Source organism: Bacillus sp. UMB0728 (assembly GCF_002858875.1).
Lineage (GTDB): Bacteria > Bacillota > Bacilli > Bacillales > Cytobacillaceae > Bacillus_AB > Bacillus_AB infantis.
On sequence record NZ_PKLA01000002.1, the window covers coordinates 809689 to 820921 of the forward strand.

Sequence of the window (11233 nt, forward strand, 5' to 3'; positions counted from 1 at the left end):
TGCAGGCACTTCGCTTTCCGCGGGGCGGAGTTGAGCCTCCTCGCGCTGCGCGCTGTGGGGTCTCAACTTTTCCGCTATTTCCCGCAGGAGTCTACGTGCCTTCCACTCCGATCAACAGAGCTTCTGAAAATTGATTGGGCAACCTAAAGCTGCTTTCAAAGGCTCCCTTAAACTCCCTTCAATATGACAGCATTCCGAGTTGAGTAACTTAACCCGCCCCCATGAAGAAGCACATCCTCCCCATTCTATACTGATTTAATAACCGCTAAACCCTCACACCCTCCGCATTGTATGGATAAATTTATACCGGTCAGCACGGTAAGCCGATTGGACGAATTCGAAGGGGGTGCCGTCGGAGAGCCGGGTTGTGCGGAGGATGAGGAGGATGGGGGAGCCTTCTTGTATGGAGAGAAGTCCTGCCTCCCGGTTTTTGGCGCCGGCTGCTTCGATTTCCTGTTCTGCTTCTGCAATGGACAGGGATAGGCGGTTTTCAGCGTATTCGTAAAGGGAATGGCCCAGGTCCTCTTCGGTCAGGCCGGGCATGAGCGCTTCAGGGATATAGTTGGTTTCCAGTGCCATGGGGAGTCCGTCGGCCAGGCGGATCCTGGAGATTTCATAGACTGGGCTGCCCTCGGCAATCTGGAGGCGTGATGCTATGCCGCCTGGAGCCGGCAGTGTCTGGAAGGAAAGGGTGCGGCTGCTCGGCTTCATCCCGCGCATCTGCATATCCTCCGTGAAACTTGTTAGCCCCTGAAGCTCCTGCTCTACTTTTTGTTTGTTGACGAATGTGCCGCGGCCTTTTTCCCGATATAGGAGGCCTTCCCTCACAAGATTGCTGATGGCCTGCCTGACGGTCATCCTGCTGATCTGGAACTGCTCGGCATATTCCCGTTCAGATGGGATGGCTTCTTCTTCCTGCAGGAGGCCTTCCCTGATCTGCTTTTTCAGCTGTTCTTCCAGCTGATGATAAATAGGGATCGGTGAATTTTTATCAATCATATGAATGTCTCCTTATACCTTTTGCAGTGCCTCTGCGTCAGCCACGATTGTCACTTGCGGATGCAGCTGGAGGGCGGAGGCAGGGAATTTTTCATCCGGCTTTCCGTTCAATAGGTGATAGACGGCTTCGGCCTTTGATTTTCCGGAAGAAAGCAGCAGGATTTCCCTGCTGTCCAGGATAGAGGCAATGCCCATTGTGATGGCCTGGTTCGGAACTTCTTCTATGCTGGAGAAAAATCGGCTGTTTGCTTCGATTGTGCTTTTATCAAGGTCTACGACATGGGTCCTGCTTGAAAAGGGGGTTCCTGGTTCGTTGAAGCCGATATGGCCGTTCTGGCCGATGCCAAGCACCTGAAGGTCAATTCCGCCAAGCATTTTGATCTGCCTGTCATAGCGCCTGCATTCCTCTGTCAGGTCAGCAGCCAGGCCATTCGGAATATAAGTCTGGCTCAAAGGTATATCGATATGCTTGAACAGGTTTTCATTCATGAAGGTATGATAGCTGTTTTTATCTTCCTTCGGGAGGCCGATATATTCATCAAGATTGGCGGTATGGATATTTTTATAAGAAGTCCGGTTTTCCTTATAATCTGCTGCTAAGCAATCATAAAGCCCTTTCGGTGTGCTGCCGGTTGCAAGGCCCAGTGTGAGGGAAGGAGCCGATTTGATTTTTTCCAGGATGATCTGGCAGGCAATCGAGCTCATATCCTGGTAGTTCTTTGCTTGGACGATTTTCATCATTCTACCTCCAAATGATTATATGCGACTTTTCCGCGGCAGATCGTCAGTACGATGTCCATGTTTTCGTTCAGTACAGTAAGATCTGCATCTTTTCCTTCTGCAATGCTGCCTTTGCGGTCGAATACTTTCAGCTGCTTTGCCGGATTTTCGCTGGCGAGCTTGACTGCCTCAGCCAATGTGATATCCGCGAACTTGGTCATATTTTTAACAGAGTCTTTCATTCTCAGGATGCTTCCCGCCAGTGTGCCGTCCTCAAGCAAGGCCATCCCATCCTTGACAGTAACATCCTGGCCGCCGAGATCATAGGTGCCGTTTTTCAGGCATTTTGCCCTCATTGAGTCGGTGATCAGCACCATTCCGTCCATGCCTTTGCTGTTCAATGCAAGTTTGATCATTTCTGGACGCACATGGACTCCATCTGCAATCATTTCCACAATCAGTTCTTTGAAGAGGAGAGCTGCGCCTGCTGTGCCTGGTTCACGGTGATGAAGTCCCTTCATGCCATTGAACAGGTGGGTTACATGGGTCGCACCTGCTTCGACAGCCTCCCTGACTTCTTCATAGTCAGCATCGGAATGCCCGATGGAAGCGATAACGCCTGTTTCGGCCAGATGGCGGACCAGCTCTTTTCCGCCCTCGAGTTCAGGTGCAAGGGTGACGAGCCTGATCAGCTGTCCGGATTTTTCCTGCCAAGCCTTGAATAACTCGACATCACTTTTCAGGATATGCTCGAGCGGCTGGGCGCCTTTTCGTTTTTCGTTGATGAATGGGCCTTCCAGGTGGATGCCGAGCATTTCGGCCTCAAATCCTTCCGGCTTGTATGCCGCTGCATTTGCCAATGCCTTTTCGATCAAGGATCTTTCCTGTGTAATGGTGGTCGCGAGGAAGCTTGTCGTCCCTTCGGCGGGAAGGGTCCGGGCTATTGTCTGTAATGCTTCAGGTGTGCTGTCCATCGTATCGGCCCCGCCTGCACCGTGGATATGAAGGTCGATAAAGCCCGGCGCCAGGGTTGCACCGGCATCCAGCTCTATCGTCTTGTCTGCAGACTGGCCGCCAAGCTCATCCGCCGGGCCGAAGCTTTTAATCTTGCCGTCTTCAACCAATATATATCCTTTATCAATTATTCCATCCTCTGTCAGCACTCTGCTGTTTTTTAAAAGTAGGGAACTCATGCCTCACATCTCCGTTCTGAATCCTGATATTTTATATTTCCATGATAAAATAAACACATATAGTTGTCTATACCAATTTTGTATCCTTTATGTAAAGGTTTTTGAAAAAATCAGATAGCACAATTTGGTTCTGCGGGGAAAAATGCTACAATAAGATGAAACTTTATTGTCTAGTTTCTCCAATCGAAAGAAACCATTCATTATAATAGACCTTATCAGGCGCATTCCGCAAAAGGAGGACAACAGCGTGGCAAAAGTGCGAACAAAAGACATCATTGAGAAATTTAATTTAGAGCTGATCAGCGGGGAGGAAGGGATCAGCCGTCCGATTACAACCAGTGATATTTCCAGACCCGGGCTTGAAATGGCGGGCTTTTTCGACTATTACCCTGCAGAGCGCATCCAGCTTATAGGGAAGACAGAGATGAGCTTTGCGGAAAAGCTGAGTGATGCAGACAGGCAGAACAGGATGGAATCCCTCTGCACTGATATCACGCCAGGGATCATCATTACAAGGGATATGGAAGTGCCGGAAGGGCTGATTGAGGCTTCGGAAAGGGAAGCGGTGCCTGTCATGCGTTCCAAGCAGAAAACGACGAGGTTCTCCGGCCTTTTGACAAATTTCCTTGAAAGCAAGCTGGCCCCGACGACCGCAGTGCATGGCGTGCTAGTCGATATATACGGAGTTGGCGTGCTCATTACGGGCAAGAGCGGCGTCGGTAAAAGTGAAACGGCCCTTGAGCTTGTAAAAAGAGGCCACCGCCTTGTTGCCGACGACTGCGTAGAAATCCGCCAGGAAGATGAAGATTATCTTGTCGGTACTTCGCCGGAACTGATTGAGCACTTGCTTGAAATCAGGGGACTGGGCATCATCAATGTGATGACCTTGTTCGGTGCAGGTGCTGTCCGCAGCAATAAACGCATTTCCCTCGTTATGAATCTTGAGCTGTGGGATCAGAAAAAACAATATGACCGTCTTGGCCTTGATGAAGAGAAAATGAAGATCATTGACACAGATATCACAAGGCTGACCATCCCGGTCCGTCCGGGGCGGAACCTGGCTGTCATCATTGAAGTGGCGGCGATGAATTTCCGCTTGAAGCGAATGGGCGTCAATGCCGCAGAACAATTTACAAGCCGCCTTTCTGATGTGATCGAGGACGGGGACAACGACTAGTATACCCAAATAAATAGAGAGTTTCTGTAAGGGGATTCTGCAAAAAGGAGAATGATTATGGAAGAAAATATCCAGCCGCTTGATCCGATTGCTTTTTCGCTCGGTCCCATCCAGGTTCACTGGTACGGGCTGATCATCGGTACGGGGATTGCGCTTGCTTTATGGCTGGCCATGCGTGAAGGGGAAAAGCGCGGGCTGCAGAAGGAATTGTTTGCTGACCTGATGCTGTGGGCGATTCCGATCGCGATTTTGTCTGCAAGGCTGTATTATGTCATTTTTGAATGGGACTATTATGCACAAAACCCTGCCGAAATCATAAAGATCTGGCATGGCGGCATCGCCATACACGGGGCACTGATCGGCTCTGTCATCACTGCGTATGTTTTTGCGAAGAAAAAAGGCATTTCTTTCTGGCAGCTGGCTGACATCACCGCGCCGAGCATCATCCTTGGCCAGGCCATCGGCCGCTGGGGCAACTTTATGAATCAGGAAGCACATGGCCGTGAAGTGACACGTGCGTTTTTGGAAAATCTTCATCTTCCGGAGTTCATCATAAATCAGATGTACATAAACGGAACGTATTACCACCCGACCTTCCTGTATGAATCAGTATGGAATATAGCCGGATTTGTTATCCTGCTGTCTTTAAGAAGAGTAAATCTGCGCAGGGGCGAGCTTTTCCTTACGTATGTGATCTGGTACAGCATCGGCCGCTTTTTCGTTGAAGGGATGAGGACGGACAGCCTGATGCTGACTGAGAGTCTCCGCATGGCGCAGTTTATATCCATCGTCCTGGTCATCGGGGCCATAGTGCTCATCGTTATCAGAAGAACAAAGGGTTATGCAGATAAAAGGTATTTGGATAAGAGTGCTTAAGCTCATAGTATAAAAACAAAGGGGAGAGAGAAACATGCTGTTCGGCACGCTCAAACGAGGATTAGCTGCAGGGCTTAAAACGACATGGTCACTGGGGAAAATCATTTTCCCTGTCACGCTGATCGTTGCGCTGCTTCAATATACGCCTGTGCTTCCCTGGGTCATTAAGGTGATAACGCCGCTGATGGGACTGCTTGGACTGTCCGGTGATGCCGCCATACCGCTTGTGCTCGGGAACTTCCTGAATCTGTACGCAGCCATCGGGGCCATCCTGACATTGGATCTTTCGGTGAAGGAAGTATTCATCATTGCGGTTATGCTGTCCTTCTCGCATAATATCCTGATTGAATCCGGTGTGGCGCTCAAGGTGGGCGTTAAGCTCTGGATTATCCTGGCCGTACGTTTCGGCCTGGCCATCCTGTCTGCAGTGGTGATCAATCTGGTATGGCGCGGCGGCTCCGAGCTTGCACAGTACGGCTTGATCCCGGCCAAGGAAGAACAGGCATCAGGTGTTTCTGCCATTCTTTTAGAAGCGGTAACCAAGGCGAGTCTCGGGATTCTGCAGCTCGCCATCATCGTCATTCCGCTGATGATTGGGATACAGCTGCTGAAAGACTTGAAATGGCTGGATGTTTTTTCAAAATGGATGGCGCCTGCAACAAGGGCGCTGGGAATGAAAGAGAATACCTCGACCACTTTGGCTGCCGGCCTGATTTTTGGCCTGGCATACGGGGCGGGAGTCATGATACAGGCTGTCAAAGAGGACGGAGTCAGCAGGAAGGATGTAACCATCGCGTTCATCTTCCTGGTCGCATGCCATGCGGTAATCGAAGATACACTTATTTTCCTCCCGCTGGGCATTCCGGTGCTGCCGCTGCTCCTGATACGCCTTGGCACAGCCATTGTACTGACATTGGCGGTCGCCTTTTTCTGGAACCGCCGCTCCCAAGTGGCCAGCAATAGAAAGGAAGCTGCTTTGTGAACGAAAACATAAACACGATTTTATTTGATCTGGACGGAACATTGATTGATACAAATGAACTGATCATCAGCTCATTCCTCCACACGCTTGAAGCGTATTATCCGAACAAATACAAGCGGGAGGATGTGCTTCCGTTCATGGGTCCGACCTTGCATGAGACTTTTGCCGGCATTGATGAAAGCCGGGTTGAAGAGATGATCGGCAAATACCGCGAGTTCAATCTTGCGAACCATGATGTGCTTGTCAAAGAGTTTGATGGTGTGTTTGATACAGTCAGGACCCTGAAGGAATCAGGCTACAAGCTTGGGATTGTTACGACGAAGGTTATGCCAGTCGTGGAAAAAGGGCTGAAGCTGACGAATCTGGACCAGTTCTTTGAAGTTGTCGTGGCACTGGACCATGTTGAAAAAGCTAAGCCTGATCCGGAGCCGATTTACAAGGCGCTTGAGCTCCTCGGCTCCCGTCCGGAAGAAGCTATCATGGTGGGGGATAACCACCATGATATTCTTGCCGGGCATAATGCAGGCACCAAATCAGCCGCTGTCGCCTGGTCTGCTAAGGGCAGGGAGCATCTGATGCAGTACAAGCCTGATTTTATGCTGGAGAATATGGCTGACCTCCTTGATATCCTGGAGGATTATAAAGGATGAGGAAGACAGTCAGGCATCCGGTTGAGGGCGCCAATTCTCTCTGGCATGTGTACAAAACGGTCCCGTTCGCGAAGGTTGTAAAAAATTTCATCGTCATACAGCTGGCCCGGTACACCCCTTTTCTCGGATTGAAAAACTGGCTGTACCGTACATTCCTGAAAATGAAGGTCGGCGATCAGACTTCGTTCGCGCTTATGGTCATGCTGGATGTGATGTTCCCGGAAAAAATAAGCGTCGGACGCAACACGGTCATCGGCTATAACACGACCATCCTGGCGCACGAATATTTAATCCGCGAATACCGCCTCGGTGAGGTGAAAATCGGCAGCGAGGTCATGATCGGCGCCAACTCAACTCTGCTGCCCGGAATCACGATCGGCGACGGTGCGATCGTCTCCGCCGGCACCCTTGTCCACAAGGACGTCCCGCCCGGCAGTTTCGTCGGGGGAAACCCGATGCGCGTCATTTATACAAAAGAAGAACTGCAAAAGCGCTGGCAGGATGATCCGATCTACGGCCAGGCTGAGTGATAGAAAGCTCCATTAACTTCGGTTGATGGGGCTTTTTTGATAGGAGAAGGGGACAGGTATAATCGTGAAAGCTGCAAAAATGGGAACTTGCAAATATATCGGAAAAGCCGCAAATAAAATTGGAAACTCGCAAATATAATCAGATTCCCGCAAATAAAACAAAAATCCCGCAAATAAAAACCATAGAACCCCTGCATATACCGGTTCCAAGCCCAGTACTCAACTGCCTCAAAAGCTTTTCCACGGATACATCCCCCCGATTTTCAGAAAATAAGCATTAATGGTTGACGCATGCTGGAAACAGCGATAAACTACTAATAACTTCAATTCGATAACATATTAGCGAACTAAAGGATTCGGAACTTTTGATTTAGAGGTGGAATACGATGAGCCGTTTATTTATGTTTGAAAAGCCATTAGGCATGCGTGATACATTGCCTGAAATATATGAAACAAAAAGCAGGGTCCGCTCTTCCATTGAAGAGGAGATGAAGAGCTGGGGCTATCAATTTATGGAAACACCGGCGCTAGAATATTATGAAACCGTCGGCTCAGCTTCGGCGACACTTGATCAGCAGCTGTTCAAGCTCCTGGACCAGCAGGGCCATACTCTTGTGCTGCGGCCGGATATGACAGCCCCGATTGCCCGGGTGGCTGCATCCAGGCTTTTGAAAGAAGATCTTCCATTGAGACTCGCCTATTCAGCCAATGTATACCGGGCCCAGCAGAGAGAAGGCGGCCGCCCGGCTGAGTTTGAACAGATCGGCGTCGAGCTGATTGGCGATGATTCAATCAGCGCGGATGGCGAAGGCCTGGCTCTCCTCATCAGCTCGCTGAAAAAAGCAGGCCTGGAGGACTTCCAGCTGTCTGTCGGCCATATCGGCTTTGTACAGGAGTTTTTCCGCCAGGTTCTTGGAACAGAAGAAAGGGCCAATGAATTAACGAGATTTCTTTATGAAAAAAATTATGTCGGGTACCGGGAGCATGTGAAGAATCTCCCGCTATCTTCTATAGATAAGCAGCGCCTCCTGGATTTCCTTCAGCTCAGGGGCGGCCGCGAAGCGATTGAGCAGGCGTTCAGCCTGATTGAAAATAATAAGGGCAGGGAAGCGATCGTCCAGCTTGAACGTCTGTGGGACACGATGGCCGATTTTGGCGAAGGTGAAAAAATCAAGCTTGATCTGACGCTTGTCAGCCATATGAGCTATTACACCGGAATTTTATTTGAAGTATACGCAGGGAATGTCGGCTTTCCGATCGGCAATGGGGGCCGCTATGACCTTCTGCTGAAAAAGTTCGGAAAATCTTCAGGGGCGACCGGCTTTGCCATCCGGCTTGACCGCCTGCTTGAAGCTCTAGGCGGAGCAGGGGAAAAAGAGCCGCTCCATTGCATCATCTTCAGCTCGGAGCGCAGGCGCGAGGCATATGAAAAAGCAAAGGTTATGAGGAAATCAGGGATCAAGGCTGTGCTTCAGGATATCAGCGGCGTCAAAAACCTGGATGCGTGCACAAGCCAATATGATGATATTACCTTTTTAGTTGGAAAAGCCGGGAAGGAGGAGCAGCAATGAAGGACCTGCTGACGATTGCGATGCCGAAAGGGCGGATATTTGAGGAGGCTGCAGAGCTGCTGCGCCAGGCCGGCTTCGATCTGCCGCCCGAATTTGATGACTCACGCAAGCTGATCATTGATGTGGAGGAAGAAAGATTTCAATTTATCCTTGCAAAGCCGATGGACGTACCGACCTATGTGGAGCATGGGGTGGCGGACCTCGGGATAGCAGGAAAAGACGTTATGCTCGAGGAAGAGCGTGATATATATGAGCTGCTTGATTTGAAAATCAGTGCCTGCTATCTTGCTGTAGCAGGAATTCCGGGTACAAAAATGAATGAAGTGGCGCCGAAAGTGGCAACTAAATATCCGAATGTAGCCGCGGCATATTTCCGCGAGCAGGGGGAACAAGTTGAAATCATCAAGCTGAACGGCTCCATTGAACTTGCCCCGCTGATCGGACTGTCGGACAGGATCGTCGATATCGTGTCAACAGGCAGGACACTGAAAGAAAATGGACTGGTCGAGTATGAGCAGATCGTCGGCATCACATCCAGGCTGATTGTCAATCCGGTCAGCTACCGGATCAAGGACAAGCGCATCAGCGAGATTGTCGGCAAGCTCAGCAGGGTCGTGAATGAACAGGCAGCTCAATAGCTTGCTGCTTCAGGGAGGGGAAACAGGATGAAAATCATCAGAGTATCAGAAGAGATTTCTATTAAAAGATCGGTTGATAGCGGTACGGAAGAGCAAAGGTATGCTGTTAAAAGCATCATTGCCGAAGTGCGCAAAAATGGTGACGAGGCCGTCCGCAGCTACACAGAAAAATTTGACGGGATCCAGCTTTCCTCCTTCGCGGCCACTTCTGCTGAAGTAGAGGAAGCCTACAGTACAATTGATCCTTCAATCCTCGAGGTAATCAAGGAGGCCGCAGCCAATATCCGCAGCTTTCACGAGAAGCAGCTTCGGCCATCCTGGATGACCACGGATGAAAACGGGACGATGCTAGGCCAGAAGGTGACACCGCTTGATTCAGCAGGCTTGTATGTTCCGGGCGGCACTGCAGCCTATCCATCCTCTGTCCTGATGAATGTAATTCCGGCAAAAGTGGCTGGAGTCAGAAGGATTGTTATCACCTCCCCGCCAGGCCGGGACGGAAAGCTCCCGGCTGCAGTACTTGTAGCTGCTAAGGAAGCAGGAGCAGAAGAGATCTATAAAATCGGCGGTGCACAGGCCATTGCTGCATTGGCTTATGGAACAGAATCCATTAAGCCTGTAGACAAAATTACTGGACCGGGTAATATTTTCGTAGCTCTTGCCAAAAGGGAAGTATTTGGAGATGTTGATATCGATATGATTGCCGGCCCGAGTGAAATTGCCGTGCTCGCCGACGAAACGGCGAGAGCAAACGAAGTGGCTGCAGATCTGCTGTCACAGGCAGAGCATGATCCGATGGCCTGCAGTGTTCTGGTTACAGCCTCCTCAATTCTCGCTGAAAAGGTAGCAGAAGAGGTGGAACGGCAGCTTGCAGATCTCCCCCGCCGGGAAATTGCCGGGAAATCAATTGAAGACTTCGGTATGATTTATGTGGCGGAAACTATGGAAGAAGCCGTAGAAACGGTGAACCGTCTGGCACCTGAGCACCTCGAAGTGCTGACGGAAAACCCGATGGAGCTTCTCGGCCAGATCAGGCATGCTGGGGCCATCTTCCTGGGGAGATACAGCCCTGAGCCTGTCGGCGACTATTTTGCCGGCCCGAATCATGTATTGCCGACGAACGGGACAGCCCGTTTCTCCAGTCCGCTCAATGTGGAGGATTTTCAGAAAAAATCGAGCATCGTTTATTATAGTAAAAAATCGCTTCAGGAAAATGGAGCAAAAATCGCTGCCTTTGCCAGGCTTGAAGGCCTGGAAGCCCATGCGCGGGCAATCGAGGAGCGCTTGAATAACAAGGAGGAAAAATAAATGGCAAGAACGGCATCTGTTGAACGGATTACAAACGAAACACAAATAGCTCTATCCCTCGAAATTGATGGAGAAGGACAATCCAAGCTGGAAACGCCTGTCCCATTTATGACACATATGCTCGACCTTTTTGCCAAGCACGGGCAATTCAATCTGACAGTAGATGCGAAGGGCGACACAGAGGTGGATGACCATCATACAACAGAAGATATCGGCATCTGCCTCGGCCAGGTTTTAAAGGAAGCGCTAGGGGATAAAAAAGGCATCAAACGCTACGGAAATGCATTTGTGCCGATGGATGAAGCATTAGCGCAAGTTGTTGTCGACCTGAGCAACCGTCCGCACCTGGAAATCAGGGCAGACTTCCCTAGCCAGAAGGTCGGCACCTTCGATACGGAGCTTGTCCATGAATTCCTGTGGAAGCTGGCCCTTGAAGCGCGGATGAATCTGCATGTGATCGTCCACTATGGCCAAAATACACATCATATTATCGAAGCCATTTTCAAGGCGCTTGCAAGGGCGCTTGATGAAGCGACGACAATCGATCCAAGAATTAAAGGAGTTCCGTCAACGAAAGGGATGTTATAAA

At 50.1% G+C, this 11233-nt stretch carries 12 protein-coding genes; 9 read left to right on the forward strand and 3 right to left on the reverse strand.

Features of this window, described 5'->3' with window-relative positions; genetic code table 11:
• Positions 1-273 precede the first annotated feature (273 nt).
• Genes CYJ37_RS09590 through nagA form a run of 3 tightly spaced genes read right to left on the reverse strand, consistent with a single transcriptional unit; the run spans position 274 to position 2912 of the window.
• On the reverse strand, positions 274-999 hold the full coding sequence (locus CYJ37_RS09590; RefSeq protein ID WP_009793044.1) for a GntR family transcriptional regulator: 726 nt from the start codon (positions 997-999) through the stop codon (positions 274-276).
• Positions 1000-1011: 12 nt separating this feature from the next.
• Entirely contained in the window at positions 1012-1737 is a 726-nt protein-coding gene (gene nagB / locus CYJ37_RS09595; protein ID WP_101549435.1) for a glucosamine-6-phosphate deaminase, read from the reverse strand.
• The gene (gene nagA / locus CYJ37_RS09600; RefSeq protein WP_101549437.1) at positions 1737-2912 is read right to left on the reverse strand and encodes an N-acetylglucosamine-6-phosphate deacetylase; all 1176 of its coding nucleotides are present in this window, start codon (positions 2910-2912) and stop codon (positions 1737-1739) included. Before nagA ends, nagB begins: the two co-directional genes overlap by 1 nt.
• Before the next feature lie 247 nt (positions 2913-3159).
• Here nagA and hprK point away from each other — a divergent pair, with 247 nt between their 5' ends.
• From hprK to hisB, 9 genes are all read left to right on the forward strand, one after another.
• Positions 3160-4089: an HPr(Ser) kinase/phosphatase gene (hprK, locus tag CYJ37_RS09605; RefSeq protein WP_009793047.1), complete on the forward strand. Its 930-nt coding sequence runs from the start codon at positions 3160-3162 to the stop codon at positions 4087-4089.
• Between the two features lie 57 nt (positions 4090-4146).
• Positions 4147-4965: a prolipoprotein diacylglyceryl transferase gene (lgt, locus tag CYJ37_RS09610; protein ID WP_101549439.1), complete on the forward strand. Its 819-nt coding sequence runs from the start codon at positions 4147-4149 to the stop codon at positions 4963-4965.
• Positions 4966-4999: 34 nt separating this feature from the next.
• Positions 5000-5947 carry a nucleoside recognition domain-containing protein gene (locus CYJ37_RS09615; RefSeq protein ID WP_101549441.1) on the forward strand — a complete coding sequence of 316 codons (948 nt, stop codon included), beginning with the start codon at positions 5000-5002 and terminating at the stop codon, positions 5945-5947.
• Positions 5944-6597 (forward strand): pyrophosphatase PpaX, encoded by a 654-nt coding sequence (gene ppaX, locus CYJ37_RS09620; protein WP_009793050.1) that lies wholly within the window; start codon positions 5944-5946, stop codon positions 6595-6597. The genes CYJ37_RS09615 and ppaX overlap by 4 nt, the downstream gene beginning before the upstream one ends.
• Complete coding sequence (locus tag CYJ37_RS09625; RefSeq protein WP_009793051.1) at positions 6594-7127, forward strand: acyltransferase; 534 nt, start codon at positions 6594-6596, stop codon at positions 7125-7127. Before ppaX ends, CYJ37_RS09625 begins: the two co-directional genes overlap by 4 nt.
• Before the next feature lie 386 nt (positions 7128-7513).
• Positions 7514-8698, forward strand: a complete 1185-nt coding sequence (locus CYJ37_RS09630) for an ATP phosphoribosyltransferase regulatory subunit (protein ID WP_022544382.1) — start codon at positions 7514-7516, stop codon at positions 8696-8698.
• Positions 8695-9336 (forward strand): ATP phosphoribosyltransferase, encoded by a 642-nt coding sequence (hisG, locus tag CYJ37_RS09635; protein WP_101549443.1) that lies wholly within the window; start codon positions 8695-8697, stop codon positions 9334-9336. Before CYJ37_RS09630 ends, hisG begins: the two co-directional genes overlap by 4 nt.
• Positions 9337-9363: 27 nt before the next feature.
• Entirely contained in the window at positions 9364-10644 is a 1281-nt protein-coding gene (gene hisD, locus CYJ37_RS09640) for a histidinol dehydrogenase (protein ID WP_101549445.1), read from the forward strand.
• Positions 10645-11232 (forward strand): imidazoleglycerol-phosphate dehydratase HisB, encoded by a 588-nt coding sequence (gene hisB / locus CYJ37_RS09645; protein WP_009793055.1) that lies wholly within the window; start codon positions 10645-10647, stop codon positions 11230-11232.
• Position 11233: the final 1 nt, after the last annotated feature.

Excerpts from the sequence above, each read along its gene's own strand:
- CYJ37_RS09625 (WP_009793051.1), top strand. The coding sequence starts at position 6,594 with ATGAGGAAGACAGTCAGGCATCCGGTTGAGGGCGCCAATTCTCTCTGG.
- CYJ37_RS09630 (WP_022544382.1), top strand. The coding sequence starts at position 7,514 with ATGAGCCGTTTATTTATGTTTGAAAAGCCATTAGGCATGCGTGATACA.
- hisG (WP_101549443.1), top strand. The coding sequence starts at position 8,695 with ATGAAGGACCTGCTGACGATTGCGATGCCGAAAGGGCGGATATTTGAG.
- nagA (WP_101549437.1), bottom strand. The coding sequence starts at position 2,912 with ATGAGTTCCCTACTTTTAAAAAACAGCAGAGTGCTGACAGAGGATGGA.
- CYJ37_RS09590 (WP_009793044.1), bottom strand. The coding sequence starts at position 999 with ATGATTGATAAAAATTCACCGATCCCTATTTATCATCAGCTGGAAGAA.
- nagB (WP_101549435.1), bottom strand. The coding sequence starts at position 1,737 with ATGAAAATCGTCCAAGCAAAGAACTACCAGGATATGAGCTCGATTGCC.
- hisB (WP_009793055.1), top strand. The coding sequence starts at position 10,645 with ATGGCAAGAACGGCATCTGTTGAACGGATTACAAACGAAACACAAATA.
- CYJ37_RS09615 (WP_101549441.1), top strand. The coding sequence starts at position 5,000 with ATGCTGTTCGGCACGCTCAAACGAGGATTAGCTGCAGGGCTTAAAACG.
- hisD (WP_101549445.1), top strand. The coding sequence starts at position 9,364 with ATGAAAATCATCAGAGTATCAGAAGAGATTTCTATTAAAAGATCGGTT.
- lgt (WP_101549439.1), top strand. The coding sequence starts at position 4,147 with ATGGAAGAAAATATCCAGCCGCTTGATCCGATTGCTTTTTCGCTCGGT.